General features: G+C 68.0%; 16 protein-coding genes. 8 read left to right on the forward strand and 8 right to left on the reverse strand.

Annotation, left to right across the window (positions count from 1 at the left end; genetic code table 11):
• Positions 1 to 103: 103 nt before the first annotated feature.
• The 3 genes from NHL60_RS13045 to NHL60_RS13055 all read right to left on the reverse strand — a co-directional run bounded on the left by NHL60_RS13045 (position 104) and on the right by NHL60_RS13055 (position 4,862).
• The gene (locus NHL60_RS13045; protein ID WP_253444040.1) at positions 104 to 3,106 is read right to left on the reverse strand and encodes an efflux RND transporter permease subunit; all 3,003 of its coding nucleotides are present in this window, start codon (positions 3,104 to 3,106) and stop codon (positions 104 to 106) included.
• Positions 3,103 to 4,140 (reverse strand): efflux RND transporter periplasmic adaptor subunit, encoded by a 1,038-nt coding sequence (locus tag NHL60_RS13050; protein ID WP_253444043.1) that lies wholly within the window; start codon positions 4,138 to 4,140, stop codon positions 3,103 to 3,105. The genes NHL60_RS13045 and NHL60_RS13050 overlap by 4 nt, the downstream gene beginning before the upstream one ends.
• A gap of 116 nt (positions 4,141 to 4,256) precedes the next feature.
• Entirely contained in the window at positions 4,257 to 4,862 is a 606-nt protein-coding gene (locus tag NHL60_RS13055; RefSeq protein WP_253444046.1) for a TetR/AcrR family transcriptional regulator, read from the reverse strand.
• Positions 4,863 to 5,000: 138 nt separating this feature from the next.
• Here NHL60_RS13055 and mnmA point away from each other — a divergent pair, with 138 nt between their 5' ends.
• From mnmA to NHL60_RS13085, 6 genes are all read left to right on the forward strand, one after another.
• Positions 5,001 to 6,131: a tRNA 2-thiouridine(34) synthase MnmA gene (mnmA, locus tag NHL60_RS13060; protein WP_253444049.1), complete on the forward strand. Its 1,131-nt coding sequence runs from the start codon at positions 5,001 to 5,003 to the stop codon at positions 6,129 to 6,131.
• Complete coding sequence (gene hflD / locus NHL60_RS13065) at positions 6,128 to 6,769, forward strand: high frequency lysogenization protein HflD (protein ID WP_253444052.1); 642 nt, start codon at positions 6,128 to 6,130, stop codon at positions 6,767 to 6,769. The genes mnmA and hflD overlap by 4 nt, the downstream gene beginning before the upstream one ends.
• 59 nt (positions 6,770 to 6,828) lie before the next feature.
• On the forward strand, positions 6,829 to 8,193 hold the full coding sequence (purB, locus tag NHL60_RS13070) for an adenylosuccinate lyase (RefSeq protein WP_253452190.1): 1,365 nt from the start codon (positions 6,829 to 6,831) through the stop codon (positions 8,191 to 8,193).
• 2 nt (positions 8,194 to 8,195) lie between these two features.
• Entirely contained in the window at positions 8,196 to 9,371 is a 1,176-nt protein-coding gene (locus NHL60_RS13075) for a cupin domain-containing protein (protein WP_253444055.1), read from the forward strand.
• A gap of 43 nt (positions 9,372 to 9,414) precedes the next feature.
• Positions 9,415 to 9,864, forward strand: coding sequence for a GNAT family N-acetyltransferase (locus tag NHL60_RS13080; protein ID WP_253444058.1), 450 nt, complete (start codon positions 9,415 to 9,417; stop codon positions 9,862 to 9,864).
• A gap of 326 nt (positions 9,865 to 10,190) precedes the next feature.
• A complete protein-coding gene (locus NHL60_RS13085) occupies positions 10,191 to 11,783 on the forward strand; it encodes an isocitrate lyase (protein ID WP_253444061.1) in 1,593 nt (530 codons plus the stop codon).
• A 134-nt stretch (positions 11,784 to 11,917) separates the two neighbouring features.
• On the opposite strand, the gene NHL60_RS13090 is transcribed toward NHL60_RS13085, so the two are convergent.
• Positions 11,918 to 12,400 carry a peptidylprolyl isomerase gene (locus NHL60_RS13090; protein ID WP_253444064.1) on the reverse strand — a complete coding sequence of 161 codons (483 nt, stop codon included), beginning with the start codon at positions 12,398 to 12,400 and terminating at the stop codon, positions 11,918 to 11,920.
• 231 nt (positions 12,401 to 12,631) lie between these two features.
• On the opposite strand from NHL60_RS13090, the gene NHL60_RS13095 reads away from it, so the two are divergent.
• Positions 12,632 to 12,913 carry a hypothetical protein gene (locus NHL60_RS13095; protein WP_253444067.1) on the forward strand — a complete coding sequence of 94 codons (282 nt, stop codon included), beginning with the start codon at positions 12,632 to 12,634 and terminating at the stop codon, positions 12,911 to 12,913.
• A gap of 115 nt (positions 12,914 to 13,028) precedes the next feature.
• Here NHL60_RS13095 and NHL60_RS13100 read toward each other — a convergent pair whose 3' ends face one another.
• Entirely contained in the window at positions 13,029 to 13,496 is a 468-nt protein-coding gene (locus tag NHL60_RS13100) for a glycine zipper 2TM domain-containing protein (RefSeq protein WP_253444070.1), read from the reverse strand.
• Between the two features lie 382 nt (positions 13,497 to 13,878).
• Here NHL60_RS13100 and NHL60_RS13105 point away from each other — a divergent pair, with 382 nt between their 5' ends.
• A complete protein-coding gene (locus NHL60_RS13105; protein ID WP_253444072.1) occupies positions 13,879 to 14,103 on the forward strand; it encodes a hypothetical protein in 225 nt (74 codons plus the stop codon).
• 53 nt (positions 14,104 to 14,156) lie between these two features.
• On the opposite strand, the gene NHL60_RS13110 is transcribed toward NHL60_RS13105, so the two are convergent.
• The 3 genes from NHL60_RS13110 to NHL60_RS13120 form a co-directional block, all read right to left on the reverse strand.
• Positions 14,157 to 15,335: an MFS transporter gene (locus tag NHL60_RS13110; RefSeq protein ID WP_253444075.1), complete on the reverse strand. Its 1,179-nt coding sequence runs from the start codon at positions 15,333 to 15,335 to the stop codon at positions 14,157 to 14,159.
• A gap of 18 nt (positions 15,336 to 15,353) precedes the next feature.
• Positions 15,354 to 15,983, reverse strand: coding sequence for a C40 family peptidase (locus tag NHL60_RS13115; protein ID WP_253444078.1), 630 nt, complete (start codon positions 15,981 to 15,983; stop codon positions 15,354 to 15,356).
• Between the two features lie 242 nt (positions 15,984 to 16,225).
• A complete protein-coding gene (locus NHL60_RS13120; RefSeq protein WP_253444081.1) occupies positions 16,226 to 18,691 on the reverse strand; it encodes a DUF1266 domain-containing protein in 2,466 nt (821 codons plus the stop codon).
• Positions 18,692 to 18,719: the final 28 nt, after the last annotated feature.

Here is an 18,719-nt window from a genome sequence, read left to right on the forward strand (position 1 = left end):
ACTCTGCTCATTACTATGCCCCTTTGCTTGCTCTGCTTCGTGTCCTTTCCCCGGCAGCAGGCCCAAAACGAACCCTTCCTTCGACGTTGGGTGCCACCTACTTCTATTGCTTGATCAGCAGCCGATACAGCGCCGGGATCACCAGCAGCGTCAGCAGCGTGGAGGCGATCAACCCGGAGATGATCGCCCAGGCCATCGGCGGCCACAGCGTCGACTGGGTCAACGTCAGCGGTATAAGGCCGGCCACAGTGGTGGCGGTTGTGAGCAGTACCGGCCGCGTGCGGCGGGCAACCGCCGAGACCACGGCCTCGCCGACCGACTCGCCCTGGCGCCGATTGGCATTCATCAGGTCGATCAGCACGATGGCGTTGTTGACCACGATCCCGACCAGCGCCACCACGCCGAGCATGGCGGTGAACCCAAAGGGCTGACCGGTCAACCACAGCCCCGGCACCACGCCGATGATCGCCAGCGGCACCGTGACCAGCACGATGAGCAGCTGGCGGAAAGAGTTGAACTGGGCAAGCAGAAAGACCACCAGCAGCAGGCCGCCAAACGGCAGGGTCTGGAACAGCGCGGTGTTGGCATCGCCGGCGGATTCCGCCGCGCCACCGACGCTGTAGCGGACCCCGGGCGGCAGCTCGAGCGCCTCCAGGCGCGGCAGGATCTCGCCCAGCACACCATCGTAAGTCCAGCCATCCGCCACCTCCGCCAGCACCGCCGTCATGCGCTGCAGGCCGCGATGCTGGATCACCGCCGGCCGCCAGGCAGGCGTCAGGGTGGCGATCTCGCCCAGCGGCAGCGAACGTCCGTCGGCAGCTGTCAGGCGCAGCCCTTCGAGCCCCTCGAGTGGGAAACGCTCGCCCTCCCGCGCACGCACCAGCAGCGGGGCCGGGTCGCGCCCGGCACGCCAGGCGCTGACCTCGATGCCGCGGCTGGCACCGGCCAGGGCCATGGCCACGTCGTGTCGCGAGAGGCCGTATTCAGCGGCGCGGGCATCGTCGGTCTCGACCTGCAGAGTGGCCAGCCCCTCGCCCAGACGATGGCGCGCATCCCGGGCACCCTCGGCCTGCCGCACCACGCTGAGAATCACACCAGCAGCGTCAGCCAGCGCAGCGCGGTCCTCCGCGAACACGCGAATCTCCACCGGCGCTTCCAGCGGCGGCCCCTGCCCCAGCCGGCGCGCCACCACCTCGGCCTCCGGCAGCCACTCCGGCGCCACGGCTCCCACCCAGCTCATCAGCGCAGGCAGGTCATCGGCACTTTCGGCCTCCACCACCAGCCGGGCAAGGTGCGACTGGCGCGGCTGCTCGACCAGGTTGTAGTAGAAGCGCGGACCGCTGAAGCCGGCGAAACGATGCACCGCTTGCACCGCCGGACGCGCAGCCAGCTCAGCGGCCAGCACCTCGGCCTGATAGGCGGTGTAGTCGAGATGGGTGCCCTCGGGGAAATTCAGGTCGACAACGAGCTGGTTGCGGTCGGTGTCGGGGAAGAAGTCGTGATCAAGCAACGGCAGCATGGCGATAGCCGCCGCCAGCAGAACGCCCGCCCCCGCCAGCACCGCCAGTGGCCAGCCCACGGCGAACCGGCCGATACGCTGGCCAATGGCGGCCAGCCGCTCGCGACGTGCCGCCAGCCGTGGCTTGAGAATGCTGGCGGCGAACACCGGGGTGACGAACACGGCATAGACGTAGCTCACCGCCAGGGTCAGCATCACCATGATGGGTATGGCACGGGTGAAGTCGGCGGTGTTGCCGCCAGAAAGCAGCAGCGGCACGAAAGCCGCCAGTGTGGTGCCGGTGGCCGCTAGAAGGGGCGTCGCCAGCTCCCTCACCGAACGGGTCACGGCCTGCATGGCCGAACGCCCCTGGTCGCGGTGGTACTGGATGTTCTCGACCATCACGATGGCGTTGTCCACCAGCATGCCCAATGCGATCACCATGCCGGCCACGGCGATCTGGTGCAGCACGCCGCCGCCCATGGCGTACAGGGCCAGGGCGGAAAAGGTCACCAGCGGCACGATCACCATCACCGCGAGCCCCAGCCGCAGCCCCATAGCCAGGAACAGCAGCAGGCCGAGAATGGCGACCCCCAGCAGCAGCGAGAAGCCCAGCTCCGCCAGACGTCGCTCGACCCAGTGCGGCTGATAGAAGGTCTCCTCGATGGCGAGCGGGGCGTAGGCGGGACGCAGCTCATCCACCAGCGCACGCAGCTGTTTGCCGAAGCGAACGGCGTTGCCCCAGTCGTTGGCGAGCACCACTCCCAGCGCCACCGCCGGGCGTCCGTCGTGCCACATGCGAGCGGTGGCGGGCTCCTGGGGTGCCAGGCTAACATCGGTGAGTTCGCCGAGTGGTACCAGGTCGCCCTGTCGGGTATGAATCGGGGTGCCCGCGAGTTCCTCCAGCGAACCGAACTCGGTGAGCGGGTCGAGCACCAGAGAGCGCCCCGCCATCGCCAGCGTGCCACCGGGAGAGGTCAGGTTGCGTACGGCGAGCTGATCCCCGAGCGCCCGAGCGTCGAGACCGATCATCTCGGCCAGCGTATCGTCCCAGGCCACCACCACCTGCTGGCCAGGGTCGGCAAGCAGGTCGATGCGAGAAGCCCCCTTGAGCCGGAACAGGTCGCGGCGCAGGCGCTTGGCCGCCTCGCGCAGCTCTAGTAGATCGTCCGAGCCGGTCACCGCCAGCACGATGCCGTGGGTATCGGAATCGCGGTCGCTGATCTCCGCCTCGCCCACGCCGTCGGGGAACTGCCGCATGGCCCGGTTCACGGCAATGCGCACCTGCTCCCAGGCGGCATCGGTGTCGTAAACGTGCTCGTGCATCTCGATGGTGACGTGGGCCACGCCGAGACGCGCAATGCCGATGATGTCGTTGACCTGCTCGACCTGGGCCAGCTCCTCCTCCAGCGGGTTGAGCACCAGCCGCTCGACCTGCTCCGGCTCCGCCCCGGGGTAGGGCACCAGCACCTGGCCGAAACGATACGGGAAGAACGGATCCTCCTGACGGTCCATGGCCACCCAGGCCGCTATCCCGAGCAGTGCCAGCAGCAGCGTGACGGTCAGTATCAGGCGCTTGTAGCGCAGCGAGGCGAGCATCCAGCTCATGGCAATATCCTCACCCGTATGCCCTCTTCAAGGCGCCCCTGCCCTGCCGTCACCACTCGTTCGCCCGGCACCAGTCCCTCGCCGCTCACCGACACCCAGCCGCCGGCCAGGCGCCCCGGCATCACCGGAGCGCGCCTAACCGTGTCGTCAGCGTTCAATACCAGCACGTAGGGCGCGCTGGCGGCGGGGTCGACCACCGCCGCCAGCGGTACCCGCATGACCGGTTGCGCGGCGATTTCCAATTGGACCCGAACCGGCTCGCCCAGCGCCGGGGCGCTATCGGTGGGAATGACGATGATGACCGGCGCCATGCTGTCTCCCGCGCGCCCGATATGCACAACCTCCCCGCTGATGTGCTGGGTGCCGAACGTCGGCGCAACGCTCGCTGCCTGCCCGCGCTCCAGTCGTGCGGCAAGATGGGCCGGCACCCGGATCTCCACCTCACGTGCAGACAGCCCGGCCAGGCGCAGGACCGGTTGACCGGCCGGAACGAAGTCGCCGGGTTCGACATCGAGGTCGGAGACTTCGGCGGCAAAAGGTGCGCGCAGCGTCAACTCCTCAAGCTGCGCCTGGGTCTCGTCGCGCTGTGCCAGCGCCTGCTCGCGAGCCTGGACAAGGGCTTCACGCTCCGAGCGCAACCGGTCCAGCTCCTCTTCTGCACTCAGGTTACGCTCGCGCAGGGTGCGGGCACGCTCCACGTCGCGCCCCAGCCGGCTCAGGCTGGCATCCAGCTCACGCACACGCGCCTCGGCCGCGGCAAACGCCGGTGCCATGGCCGGGTTGTGCAGCGCGGCCAGCGCCTCGCCCTGCTCGACCCGCTGGCCGCGCACCACGTGGCGCTCGCGCAGCACGCCGCCATGCAGAAAGGCCGGGGCGGCACGCTCACTGGCTCGCACCACGCCGGGAAAGCGGTATCTCGCCTCATCCGGCTCCATCCGTACGACGTCGCTGCGCACGCTGGGCAGCGGTTCCTCGATACGCTCGACCTGGGCCGGTGCCGCATCGCAGCCCGCCAGCAGCACCGCCGTCAGCATCAGCGCAGCCGCAAGGCCTGCTCGTCCCCCCCACCCCATTGTCCTCCCTCCCTTCGACTGTATTGAATAAACCCCATGAACTGGCCGGCCGGTCAGTAATTTACGTAAAAAAACGCTCACTTCCGCGGCGTTACGCCCTCCATGAAAATCTTCATGAAATCCTCCAGGAACGCCTCGTCGGAGCCCATGTCCGGCCAGTGCTGATGGTGGCACTTGGCTTCGAACCACTGGGTGCAGGTCATCACGAAGACGGCGATGACATGAGTGGGGTTGACATCGGATCGCAGCAGGCCACGCCGCTGGGTCTGGCGTATCCACTCGGCCCCCGCCCCGACCAGTTGGTTGTCGAGGTCGCTGCAATGGTTGTCCCCTTCCAGATGGGTCCAGGCAAACAGCCTCACCACGCCGGGGTTGTCGCGCAGGAAGTGGAAGTAGGCCTCGACCGAGCGTCGCAGCAGCAGTGCGTCCGGCTCACCGGCCTCCTCGAACATTGCCATCTGGGCCTGGAAGTAGCGCTCGAAGGCACGGTTCTTGACCGCCTCCCATAGCTGCTCCTTGCTGCCGAAATGGTGATGGATGAGGCTCTTGGTGACTTCGGCCGCACGCGCCAGCTCGCTGAGCTTGACGGCGGAGAAGCCCTGTTCGACGAACAGCTCTTCCGCAGCGTCGAGAATGCGGGCGCGGGTCAGTTCGGGATCGCGGGTCTGGGTTTTTCGATTCATGCGTCGAAGATAGCGCTAACTGGCCGACCGGTCAATTGCCTTGGGGTGAGCCGCTCATGTCCTTATCAGGGTGAAGCGGTACCTCGACATGGGGTATAATCCACGCCCATTTGCGACCCACTCAACCCGAGAGCGCCCATGACCGCCACCTCAGGCAAGGTGATCGTCGGCATGTCCGGCGGCGTCGACTCCTCCGTCTCCGCCCTGCTGCTGCTCGAGCAGGGCTACCAGGTCGAAGGCCTGTTCATGAAGAACTGGGACGAGGACGACGGCACCGAGTACTGCACCGCCAAGGCCGACCTGGCGGACGCCCAGGCCGTGTGCGAGAAACTCGGCATCAAGCTGCATACGGCCAATTTTGCCGCCGAGTACTGGGACAACGTGTTCGAACACTTCCTCGCCGAGTACAAGGCCGGACGCACGCCCAACCCCGACATCCTGTGCAACCGCGAGATCAAGTTCAAGGTGTTCCTCGAATACGCCGAGATGCTCGGCGCCGAGAAGATCGCGACCGGCCACTATGTTCGTCAAGGACTGGTGCGTGGCAGCACTGACGGCCAGTTGCGGCCGCGCCTGCTCAAGGGCATCGACCCCAACAAGGACCAGAGCTACTTCCTCCACGCCGTGCCCGAGGCCGCCATCGCCCGCACCCTCTTCCCGGTGGGCGAGCTGGAAAAACCCGAGGTACGCGCCATCGCCGAGCGCCACGACCTGGTGACCGCCCGCAAGAAGGACTCCACGGGGATCTGCTTCATCGGCGAGCGGCGCTTCCGCGACTTCCTGCAGCAGTACCTGCCGGCCCAGCCCGGCGTGATCGAGACCCCGGAGGGCGAGGCGATCGGCGAGCACATGGGCCTGATGTACTACACCCTCGGCCAGCGCCAGGGGCTCGGCATCGGCGGGCTGGCCAACCACCCCGAGGCCCCCTGGTACGTGGCCGGCAAGGATCTCGAGCGCAACGTGCTGATCGCCGTCCAGGGCAAGCACCATCCGCTGCTCTATACCGACAGCCTGGCCACCGAGCCGATGGAGTGGGTCGCCGGGGAGGCACCCGCCGCCGAGGGGCGCCTCACCGCCAAGACCCGCTACCGCCAGAGCGATGTGCCCTGCCGCATGAGCACCCGCCCCGACGGCGGCGTCGAGGTCGTCTTCGATGATCCCCAGCGCGCCGTGACGCCCGGCCAGTCCCTGGTGCTCTACGACGGCGATATCTGCCTGGGTGGCGGCGTGATCCGCGACACCTGGAACCGCGAGGAGCGCACCTCATGACCGCCTCGACACCGATCCATCGCGTGCCCGACGACCCCACTACCCGCCAGGCCCTGGCCCTGGCCGGCGTCTTCCAGGCCGCCAGCCTGGTCGACGAGCTGGCCCGCACCGGCCAGGTGGACCCACGCGCCTGGGATACCCTGATCCGCGCCACCCTGGACACCAACCCCGAGAGCTTCGAGGCGATCTACGGTGGCCACCCCAACAACCTGCGCCGGGGACTGGAGGTGCTCGAGGCCGTGGTGGGGCGCAAGCAGGCCAACCCCGTGGTGCTGCGCTACGGCTTCACCCTGCTGCTGCTGATGAACCAGGTGCGCAAGAATGACGCCATGCTGGGCGACCTCGGCGGCCGGCTGGTGCGCATCCAGGGCCAGGCCGAGCACTTCGGCGAGACCCACGAGAACGTCATCGCCAGCCTCGGCGAGGCCTACCAGGAGACGCTCTCCACCCTCAAGACCCGCATCATCGTGCAGGGCGACCCCTCGCTGCTGCAGAGCCGCATGATGCCGGAGCGGGTGCGCGCCTGCCTGCTCGGCGGCATCCGCTTCGCCCTGCTCTGGCATCAGCAGGGCGGCCGGCGCTGGAAGCTGATCTTCCAGCGCGGCGCCCTCAAGAAGGCCCTGGATCAGCTGGCCTGATCCGCGCCCTGCCCTTTTCTTCACCGCTCTTATCGACCCGGAAACCGACCATGCAAGCCCTGCCTCTCTCCGCCCTGACCGCCCTTTCCCCCGTCGACGGCCGCTACGGCGACAAGGCCGCCGCCCTGCGCGAGCACTTCAGCGAGTTCGGCCTGATACGCGCCCGCGTCATCGTCGAGATCCGCTGGCTGCAGCGCCTGGCCGAGCTGACCGGCGTCACCGAGGTGCCGCCGCTCTCCGCCGAGGCCACCGCCTTCCTGGAGGCGATGATCCGCAACTTCTCCCTGGAAGACGCCCAGCGCATCAAGGAGATCGAGCGCACCACCAACCACGACGTCAAGGCGGTGGAGTACTTCATCAAGGAGCAGATCGAAGGCCAGCCCGAGCTCCACGCCATCACCGAGTTCGTGCACTTCGCCTGCACCAGCGAGGACATCAACAACCTCTCTCACGGGGTGATGCTCAGCGACGGCCTCAAGGCGCTGCTGCCCAGCATGCAGAAGGTCGCCGACGAGATCGCTCGCCTGGCTCAGGAGCACGCCGAGCTGCCGATGCTGTCGCGCACCCACGGTCAGACGGCGAGCCCCACGACCCTCGGCAAGGAGATGGCCAACGTCGCCTACCGTCTGCGCCGTCAGCTCAGGCAGATCGAGAACGTCGAGATCCTGGGCAAGATCAACGGCGCCGTGGGCAACTACAATGCCCACCTGGCCACCTACCCCGAGGTGGACTGGGAAGCCAACGCCCGCACCTTCGTCGAGGGCCTGGGCCTGACGTTCAACCCCTACACCACCCAGATCGAGCCCCATGACTACATCGCCGAGCTCTTCGATGCGGTCTGCCGCTTCAACACCATCCTGATCGACTTTGATCGCGACGTCTGGGGCTATATCTCGCTGGGCTACTTCAAGCAGAAGACCGTGGCCGGCGAGATCGGCTCCTCGACCATGCCCCACAAGGTCAACCCCATCGACTTCGAGAACTCCGAAGGCAACCTGGGGCTCGCCAACGCGGTACTCGGCCACCTGGCCCAGAAGCTGCCGATCTCCCGCTGGCAGCGCGACCTCACCGACTCCACGGTGCTGCGCAACCTGGGCGTGGGCATGGCCTACGGCCTGATCGCCTACCAGGCCTCCCTCAAGGGGATCGCCAAGCTCGAGGCCAATCCGACGCGCCTGGCCGAGGACCTGGACGCCAGCTGGGAGGTGCTCGCCGAGCCGATCCAGACCGTGATGCGCCGCTACGGCATCGAGAAGCCCTACGAGAAGCTCAAGGAGCTGACCCGCGGCAAGCGCATCGACCAGGCCGGCTTCGCCGCCTTCATCGACACCCTGGCGCTGCCCGAGGCGGTCAAGGCCGAGCTCAAGGCGCTGACGCCGGGCACCTATATCGGCAACGCCGTCGAGCAGGCGAAGAGGCTCTGATCATGTCATCCGATGCCCCGCTGCCCATGCTGGGAGGCCTGAGCGCCGCCGACTTCCTGCGCGACCACTGGCAGCGCCGGCCGCTGCTGATCCGCGGCGCCTTCTCCGGCTTCGAGTGCCCGCTGACCCCCGACGAGCTGGCGGGCCTGGCCTGCGAGGAGGGGGTCGAGGCGCGCCTGGTGGAGGAGCATGGCGAGGGCGGCCCCTGGCAGGTACGCCATGGTCCCTTCGACGAGACGGTGTTCGGCACCCTGCCCGAGCGCGACTGGACCCTGCTGGTACAGGCGGTGGACCACTACGTGCCCGAGGTGGCCGAACTGCTCGAGGCCTTCGACTTCCTGCCCCGCTGGCGGCTCGACGACATCATGATCAGCTACGCCCCCCCGGGCGGCAGCGTCGGCCCCCACGTCGACCAGTACGATGTCTTCCTGCTCCAGGGCATGGGCCGGCGCCGCTGGCAGCTGGGCGGCCTGGTGCCCGACGACGCCCCCATCATCGCCGGCATCGACCTGCGCATCCTCGAGCGCTTCGAGGTGGAGGCCGGCAATGACTGGGTGCTGGAACCGGGCGACATGCTCTACCTGCCACCGGGTTGGGCCCACCACGGCGTCAGCCAGTCCGACGACTGCCTGACCCTCTCGGTGGGCTTCCGCGCCCCCTCCGCCGACGAGGCGATCACCTCCTTCGCCGACTACCTGGGCGAGCAGCTGCCGGCATCGCTGCGCTACTCCGACGCCGGCATGGCGGCTCCCGGCGACCCCGCCGAGCTCGATGACGAGGCCGTGGCGCGCATGCGCCGCTTCATCCTCGGGACCCTGGACGACCCGGCCCGCCTCGCCCAGTGGTTCGGCCGGGTGATGACACAGCCCAAGTACGTGGACCAGCTGGTGCCCAACGAGACGCCCACCGCGCCGGAGGCGCTTGTTGCCAGACTACAGGAGGACGCCGAGCTGATCCGAAGCCCCGGCTCCCGCTTCGCCTGGCGGGCCCTGGATGAGCAAGACGCCACCCTCTTCGCCGACGGCGACGGCGCCGAGTGCGCCCTGCCGCTGGCGCGGCTACTGGCCTCCGAGGCCCCGCTGGACGCCGAAGCGCTCGCCCTGCCCGGCGCTCCCGAGCTGCTGGCCGCTCTTCTGGATGCCGGCAGCCTGGCCTGGGCGGATGAGTTCGAGGGGTAGGAGCGCCGCTCTGCTGCGCGATACCCTCAACCAGGAGGCCGAGATGCCTGGAAAATCACTGGACGCCAACCTCGAGATTCGCGAGGGGAGCTGGGCAGAGCTGGGACCCGAGGCCTCCGAGATTCGCCGTGTCGTCTTCCTCGAGGAGCAGCGCGTCCCCCTCGAGGAGGAGTGGGACGGCCGCGACCCCGAGTGCCGCCACTTTCTGGCCCTGCTCGACGGGCGGGCGGTGGGCACCGCCCGCCTGCTCCCCGACGCCCATATCGGCCGGGTGGCGGTACTCGCCGAGGCCAGGGGCACCGGAGTCGGCGCGGCCCTGATGCGTGCCAGCATCGAAACCGCACGCCGCCTCGGCCACCCGGCCGTGGAACTGGCCGCCCAGACCCACGCCCTCGACTTCTATGCCCGCCTGGGCTTCGAGGCCTACGGCCCCGAGTTTCTCGACGCCGGTATTCTGCACCGCAATATGCGCCTCACCCTGCCTCGCCGCTGACCCCTTCCCTGCCCTTTTCAAACGAAAAACGACTACAGACCCCGGCCACTTCCGGCCTTCATGTAGTCGAGCTACAACGCCTTCTTCTCCAAAGAGCCCATTGTTGATGCCCATCATCATGGGGGATAGTGGTTGCCATGGTGAGGGAGCAAACGGCGGTTTCAGCGCCTCTCACGCTGGCCTCATACGTTTGTTTCAAAACCAACAGGGTTCGACCAAGGCAGCAGAGACAAGCCGACGGCGATCAACGAACCTGACCTCACTTCGCAGGTGCAGCATAAGCGACACCGGCAAGACAACGACCAGACCCAGGAGAGGATGACACCATGTCATACCAGGACGATATCAAGGCACTGACCCAGCTGCGTGAAGCCATGCAGGGCAAGTGGGCCGACATCAGCCCCGAGAACGCCGCCCGCATGCGTGCCCAGAACCGTTTCAAGACCGGCCTGGACATCGCCAAGTACACCGCCAAGATCATGCGTGAGGACATGGCCGCCTACGACGCCGACAGCGCTAAGTACACCCAGTCCCTGGGCTGCTGGCACGGCTTCATCGGTCAGCAGAAGCTGATCTCCATCAAGAAGCACTTCGGCACCACCAAGCGCCGCTACCTCTACCTCTCCGGCTGGATGGTCGCCGCCCTGCGCTCCGAGTTCGGTCCGCTGCCCGACCAGTCCATGCACGAGAAGACCGCCGTCTCCGGTCTGATCGGTGAGCTCTACACCTTCCTGCGTCAGGCCGACGCCTGGGAACTCAACCACCTGTTCCGCGCCCTGGAAGAGGCCAAGCAGGCCGGCGACAGTGCCAAGGCCGCCGAGCTCGAGAAGCAGATCGACAATCACGAGACCCATATCGTGCCGATCATCGCCGACATCGATGCCGGTTTCGGCAACGCCGAGGCCACCTACCTGCTGGCCAAGCAGATGATCGAGGCGGGCGCCTGCTGTATCCAGATCGAGAACCAGGTCTCCGACGAGAAACAGTGCGGCCACCAGGACGGCAAGGTCACCGTGCCCCACGAGGACTTCCTGGCCAAGATCAACGCCGTGCGCTACGCCTTCCTGGAGCTGGGCGTTGACGATGGCGTCATCGTCGCCCGTACCGACTCCCTGGGCGCCGGCCTGACCCAGAAGATCGCCGTGACCAACGAGCCGGGCGACCTGGGCGACCAGTACAACAGCTTCCTGGATGGCGACGTCATCGAGAAGGCGGAAGACATCAACAACGGCGACGTGGTCATCAAGCAGAACGGCAAGCTGGTCAAGGTCAAGCGCCTGGCCTCCGGCCTCTTCCAGTTCAAGCCGGGCACCGGTGAGGACCGCGTGGTGCTGGACTGCATCACCAGCCTGCAGAACGGCGCCGACCTGATCTGGATCGAGACCGAGAAGCCCCACGTCGGCCAGATCGCCGGCATGGTCAACCGTATCCGCGAGTCGGTGCCGGACGCCAAGCTGGTCTACAACAACTCGCCCTCCTTCAACTGGACCCTCAACTTCCGTCAGCAGGTGTTCGACGCCTGGGAGAAGGAAGGCAAGGACGTCTCCGCCTACGACCGCGCCAAGCTGATGAGCCCGGAGTACGACGACACCGAGCTGGCCCAGCTGGCCGACGAGTGGACCCGCAACTTCCAGCGCGACTCCTCTCGCGAGGCGGGCATCTTCCACCACCTGATCACCCTGCCGACCTACCACACGGCGGCCCTCTCCACCGACAACCTGGCCAAGGGCTACTTCGGCGACGAAGGCATGCTGGCCTACGTGGAGGGCGTACAGCGCCGCGAGATCCGTCAGGGCATCGCCACCGTCAAGCACCAGGACATGGCCGGCTCCAACATCGGGGACGACCACAAGGAGTTCTTCCACGGCGACGCGGCACTCAAGGCCGGCGGCAAGGACAACACCATGAACCAGTTCTGATCATGGTGCTGCGGTAAAACTGGAACTTGGGGAGGCCTCTGGCCTCCCTTTTTTATGCGGGCCGGATACCTGGCAACAAAAAGGGAGGGGCAGCCAATGGCTGCCCCTCCCCCCTGTCAGGCGTCACACACGAATCAGTGCTGGTGACCGCCCTCGCCGTGCACGTGGCCGTGCTCGACCTCTTCCTGGCTGGCTTCGCGCACCGAGGCAATCTCGACGGCAAAGTTCAGGGTCTGGCCGGCCAGCGGGTGGTTGCCGTCGACGGTAACGGTGTCGCCTTCGACGCTGGTCACGGTGACCATCAGCGGGCCGCCCTGGGTCTGGGCCTGGAACTGCATGCCGGGCTCGACGCTCTCGACGCCCTGGAAGGCATCCCGGGGGACTTCCTGCACCAGCTGCTCCTGCTTCTCGCCATAGCCCTCGGCGGGCGAAACCACGGCGCTGAGCTTGTCGCCCGCCTGACGACCTTCCAGCTCCTTCTCGAGGCCCGGAATGATGTTGCCGGCGCCGTGGAGATAGGTCAGCGGCTCGCGGCCTTCCGAGCTGTCCAGCACCTCACCCGCATCGTTGGTCAGGGTATAGTGGAACGCGACAACGGAGTTCTGCGCAATCTGCATTGATGAACCTTTCGGTGAGTGCATGTCCCGGCATGGTAACGTGTCGGGCGGGGGGCTGTCAGGGGCATGGGGGATTTTCAGGATGTCTGGCAGGATCCTGAGAGCGCTTCACGCACGCTTCGCTACTGTCCGAGAGTTGACCTATGGACGGTTGCGCCGGGTTGCGGGCGCGGCTAACCTACCGGCACTTTTGCCAAACCCCCTTACCCTTCCCCACCTGGAGACATGCCCATGACCCAAGTTGTGATCTGGCTGATCGCTTTTGCGCTGATTCTGGCCCTCACCTTCAAGCGCTGGGAGAGCGTCAGCCCGGCGCTGGATCGCGTCCTGCCCGACGTGCTCAAGAGCCGCGGCGAGAACCGTACCGTCTGGGGGCTCGCGCTGGCCATTCTGGGGGCGACCGTGCTGGTGCGTCCGGTGGATATCCTGCTCACCGTGGTGCTCGCCGTGATCATCGCCCTGGTCGGTATCAAGCTGGCCGGCTGGGTCATGAACAAGGTCGACCTTCACTGAGTCGTCCTGTGCAGGGCCCCAGCGCCCTGACATGACATAACGCAGAAGGCTCGCGGCATCCGCCGCGGGCCTTCTGCTTTCTATGCTATGGCGGCCCCGGGGCGGGGCCGGTGGCTCAGTAGGGCGCCACGGTCATATTGGCACCGCTGCCGATCAGGCGCACGCGCTGGCCTGCCTGGAAGGGCTGGTCGGCCTTCTGGACGATGACCACGCGCTGGCCGTCATCCCGACGAATCTCCATCTCCAGGGCCGTGACCCGGTTGGAAGCTTCCTCGATGCTGGTGCCGGCCACGGCACCGCCGATGGCCCCCGCCGCCGTGGCCAGCTGGCGACCGGAGCCCCCGCCCACCTGGCGGCCCAGCAGGCCACCGATGACGGCGCCGCCGCCGGTGCCGATGATACCCCCGGCGCGGCTGTCGGCCTGGATCTGCACCTGGCGCACGGCCTCGATGGTGCCGAAGGTGACGGTCTGGGCAGCACCCGCCTGGCTGCCGCGGTAGACGTTGCCGCCCATGGTCGAGGTATTGGCGCAGCCGGCCAGGGTCAGGGCGCCGATAGCGAGAATGGGAAGAAGACGCTTCATGAAAAACCTCCTGAAAAGATACTGCTGGCCTCGAGGTGCCAGAATCGACCCGGGCAAGGCCTGCGGAAAGATGACTCGGTTAGCAAACACCGTTTTCTAACCGAATTCTATGCCAACCTTGAACGCTTTGACCAGCGCAGCTTGGCCTTGTGCGGCTCATTCTAGCCTGAAATTACCCAAAGCGTGTGAAAGTCCCGGCCAGGCGGGCCGGAGCCCGGCCGCGGTGTAGTCGAGCTACAACCAGGGCTTCACCCAATGATGCATTGCAGCAGAGGCGGGGCTGGACCATAGTGAAAACATGGGTCAGGAGGGTGTGCCGCCATCCCGACTCCCGCAGATGGCATTTGCCAGCGCCGTGATGACCTGACATGAGGAACACACCATGAACGCCACCGAACTGAGCGAACAGGCCGACCGTATCGCCGAGAGCTTCAGCAAGCAGGATTTGGCCAAGCTGGTGATTGCCCTGAAAGGCGATCGGCAGTCCCTGCAGCACGCCCTGGAAGTGGTCGACGTGCTTGACGCGCGTCTGGGCTGCACCCTGGAAGAGGCCTGGGCCGAGGTCCGCGCCGGCGAGCACCGCGACGAGGAAGCCACCCACGAGTAGTGAGCGCCCGAACCGGCAAGACCCGACGCCCCTGCCCGACGGCAGGGGCGTTGTCATCTGGGCTGTCGCCGCCGGAGCCAGAGGGCGATGCCCAGCGTCACCCCCAGCAGCAGCCAGGAACCCAGCGCCACCCCGAACCAGGCGCCCGCCTGCCAGAAGGGCTCCAGCCAGAAGGTCCCGAGGCTCGCCCCGCTGTAGTAGAACACCAGATAAAGCGCCGAGGCGCTGCCCCGGGCCCGCCCGGCATGACGCCCCACCCAGCTCGAGGCCATGGCATGGGCCAGAAAGAAGCCGAAGGCATTGATGGTCAGTCCCAGCACGATCAGCGCCAGGGAGCCGGCCAGGGTGATCAGGGTCCCGCCCATCAGGATCAGGATGCCAAGCACCATGCAGGCCGGCGGTGACAGATGACCGGAGAGCCGTCCGGAGAGCGAGGAGCCCAGGGTCCCGCCCAGGTAGGTCAGGAAGACCATGCCCAGGACGCTGGGCCCGAGCTCGAAGGGCGCCTCTGCCAGCCGGAAGGTGAGATAGCTGTACTGGTTGATGAAGATGAGGAAGTTGATGCCCCCCAGCAGGTAGGCGGCCAGCAGCAGCGGGTTGCGCAGATGCCCGGCGAGATCGGCCAGGGCGCCGCGCAGCTCGAAGGGACGCGCCGAGAAGCCGCGCGCCGGTGGCAGGAGCTTCCAGAACAGGGCGACCCCCGCCAGGGTAATCGCTCCTACCGCCAGGAAGCTGGCCGAGCTCCCAGCCAGTTCGCCCACCCAGCCCCCCACCAGGCGCCCGCTGATGCCGCCCAGGGAGTTGGCGCCGATATAGAGCCCCACCGCCGAGAGCATGCCGCGCGGCTCGAACTCGTCCCCCATCCAGGCAATGGCCACCGCCGGCAGCCCCCCCAGCACGAACCCCTGAAGCGCACGCAGTATCAGCAGCGTCTCGAAGTTGGGCGCCAGGGCCAGGGCCAGCGACAGCCCACCGGCACCCAGCAGGGTCAGTCGCATGATCCCGCCGCGCCCGATGGCGTCCGAGAGCGGGCCGAAGACCAGCAGCGATGCCGCCAGGGACAGGGTCGCCACCGACATCACCAGCCCCACCGCCAGGGTAGAGATGCCGTAGAGCTGACGCAGCTCAGGGAGCAGCGGCTGGGGCGCATAGAGGTTGATGAAGACCAGGAAGGAGCCCAGGCAGAGGGCCAGGGTAGCGCGCCACCAGGCGCGTGTCTGAGGCTGGATCATGGGGAAACCAGGCAGGCCTCAGCCCTCCCCGGCGCCCGTCACCCGCTGAGCCAGGGTGGTGGGCTCCAGGGTACGCCGCGCCTGCCAGTAGTAGCGCTGCCAGTACTGGTTGTCCAGACGGGAGATCATCACCCCCCGGGAGGTAGAGGCGTGCAGGAAGCGCCCCTCCCCCAGATAGATGCCCACGTGGTCGTAGGGACCCGGCGGGCGGAAGAAGACCAGGTCACCCGGCGCCAGGGCGTCGCGGGCCACCGGCTGACCCTGATTCACCTGCTCCCCGGTGGTGCGCGGCAGGGAGAGGCGGAAGGTCTCCTCGAAGACGCTCTGCACCAGCGCCGAGCAGTCCACTCCCTGGAAGGAGCTGCCGCCGATCCGGTAGGGCGTGCCCACCCAGCGCTCGTGCTGGGCCAGCAGCGCCTGCTGCACCAGTGCCGGCGGCGGGTTGTCGAGGCTGCGGGCCTGGCGGATAGGGTTATCCACCGGGGACATCATAGGGTCCCAGCCGCCGGGGAGGCCGGGCAGCTGACGAGCAAAATAGGGCTCCTCCGCGTCGCGGGAAGCAATATCGCGAGGAGCGGAGGCACAGCCGGCCAGCAGGGCCAGCGAAAGAGCAACACCCAGGGCGCGGCACGACGACGTGACGTCCATTCCAGCGGTGACCTCGAACCGGAGCCGCGCCCCGGCGGCGCCGGCGGGCGCCAGCCTTCGGGGGTGTCATCGCTGTGGCAGTGGTGCCGGCAACCGGTATCACTGCCAGAGCGGCCTGTCGGCGGCTCTCTGTGGCACACGACTCCCGACAGGTGGAGCCTTGTTTTAGACACGACGACTATAAACCAGCCCCAGGCGGGTGGCGAGCCCCCGATGTTGCCAGACAGGCCTCCCGGCCGGCCTCAATGCAGGGTGCGTGAATCGCCCGGCAGGGTGTCGATATGCATCGGCGCCCAGTGGCTGGGGCGCGCCCCGGGAAACTCCAGGCTCGCCCAGGGGCCCGCCAGGGGAGGCGCCGCGGCCAGCCAGGCCACCAGGGCCTGGCGAAAACCGGCCAGGAAGCTCTCCCGCTCCGGGGTCTCCCCCATGAAGAACGAGAAACCGGCATGCAGCCCCCGCGCATAGCTGTCCCACCCCGAGTAGTGGGCGGCCGCCAGGCCATGGGCGCGCTCCAGCACCGCCACGAAGGCGGGCTCCTCCAGCCAGCCCAGCTGACGGGCGGCAATGGCCAGATCCACCGCCTGGGCCACATCCCAGGCAGCCAGGTCGGTGTCGTTGCAGCCATCCTCGTTGTCGCGCACCCGCTGCAGGCGCAGCAGGTGGGTGCGCTCCTCGTCGCTGCATTCCCCCGACTCCAGGGTGGCGATCTCCGAGGCCAGCCGGGCGGCGTTCAGGGTATAGGGGGCATAGTTGATCTGGTACTCCTGCCGGTCGCCGGTCTCGAGCAGGAAGTTGAGAAACTCCCCCAGCTCCTCGGCGCCGTGCAGCCCGTAGTGACCATCGATCCACTCGCGGATCGAGACCCGTTCCCGTTCGCTCTCCGGGTGCGGCAGGCTCCAGGCCGGGCTGTTGAGCGGCCCGACCAGGGCCATGGCCGTGAACAGGAAGAGGCTCGGCCGCGGCCCCGGCTCCTGCCACTCCCCGCCGCGCCAGTCGATCCAGTGGAACAGGCTGCCCGGATCCTCCTCATGCCAGCGGATCTCCGCGACCAGCGACGGTTGCCCCTCCTCCGGGAGCAGCGCCTCCCAGCTCGCCCAGGCCTCCAGCAGGCGTCGGGCATCGGGGTAGAAGCGGCAGAGGGAGGCGCGCAGCGCCTCGGCCAGCCGCGCCAGCCCCTCGGTGTCGAAGCCCTCGCTGTCCATGGCCATCTGCAGGTAGAAGGCATACTTCTCGGCCATGTGCACGGTGGCCGCATGGCGGCTGCCGTGCCGCAGGGCGTCACGGCTTGCCAGCCCCGCCGGGTCGGCGGGGCCAAAGGAGGTCTCCGCCCGCGGCAGGGCACCGTGGGCGGCATCCGCGGCCAGCTGGTTGAGGTGGTGGGCCTGGGCCGGCAGCCAGTAGCGCGACAGCGCCTCGACGCCCTCGTCGGGGTGCAGGTCCAGGGTCTCGGCCAGATACTGGCGGGCATCCTCTCGGCGCGCCGTCGGCACCGCCGACGCCGGCCCCTGCCGAGCCGCCAGCTCCGGCTCGCGCACCGCGGCCAGGGCCAGCACCCAGTGACGGGCGTCGGCGCGCCAGTCGCGCATGGCCTGGCGGGAGCGCTCCAGCAGCGACGGCTCAAGCAGGCCCTGCAGGGCCGGGCGCCAGGGGCTGACCGGGGACTGCAGCAGCAGCCGCCAGTCGGCCTCGAAGGTGGGCAGCAGATTGCGCCCCTCGAAGAGGCTGCGGCCCCGCTGGTAGGCCCGGGCCAGGGCCGACCAGTCGCTATAGCGGTGCATCACCAGGTCGGCGCCGTGCAGGGCGAAGTCGATCGCCTCCCGATCACTCAGCCAGCCCAGGCAGGCCCCGGCCCAGGCCAGGTCGACCAGGCGCAGCCAGTCCCAGGCGCCCCACTCCAGCGGCTCGCCGTGCTCGACGAACTCGAGCAGCACCCGGCCGTAGCGCTGGTCCGGCTCCTCGAGCTTGTGGAGCCAGGCATAGCGGCTGGCCGGGTCGCTCTCCAGCAGCCGCACCGCGTCCAGGTCCCAGCCCTGACGATCCCCCTGGGCCCCCAGCCACAGCAGGGCCCGCACCAGGTCATCGCGATCGTGGATCTGCCAGGCATCGCCCAGCCAGCCGGCCAGGCCCGCCCAGTCCTGCTCGCCGGCGGGCAGCGCAACCACGGGAGCGAAACCGGCGCGCAGCCGCCACACCTGGGCCTCCTCGCCGGAGGGCCACAGGGACGGCAGGGCGTCGTGGATCGCCAGCCACTCCCCCAGGCGCTCCCAGGTGATGCCGTCCCCGTCATGTTCCAGGGCCGACAGCGCCTCGCAGGCCTCGGCGAAGCCGTCGTCGCCGCGCACCCACCCCTCGGCGCTGCGCGCCCGGCGCAGCGCCGACAGCCAGGCATCCAGGTCGCCATGGTGGGCGCTGATCTCGGCGGCCAGGCGATGGGCCCAGGCCCGGGCCCCTGACTCCTCCAGCCAGCCGGCACTGCCCGCCAGGGCGACCACCTCCAGCGCCGACAGCAGCCTCGCCGGGTCGGCCAGGCTGCCGCCGACGCCCAGCGACTCCACCAGTCGCCAGCCCAGCTCACCGCGGTCCGCCACGCCCAACCCCTGCAGTCGCGCCAGCGCCGCCTCGGAGTCCACGCTCAGCGGGTCGGGGTCGAAGGCCCAGTCACACAGCACCAGCTGCTGGGCCCACCAGGCATTCAGCGGATCGATCAAGGCACACCTCGGTATCAGGTCAGAAAGG

The sequence above is a fragment of the Halomonas sp. Y3 genome, from assembly GCF_024137965.1.
Classification (GTDB): Bacteria; Pseudomonadota; Gammaproteobacteria; order Pseudomonadales; family Halomonadaceae; genus Halomonas; species Halomonas mongoliensis.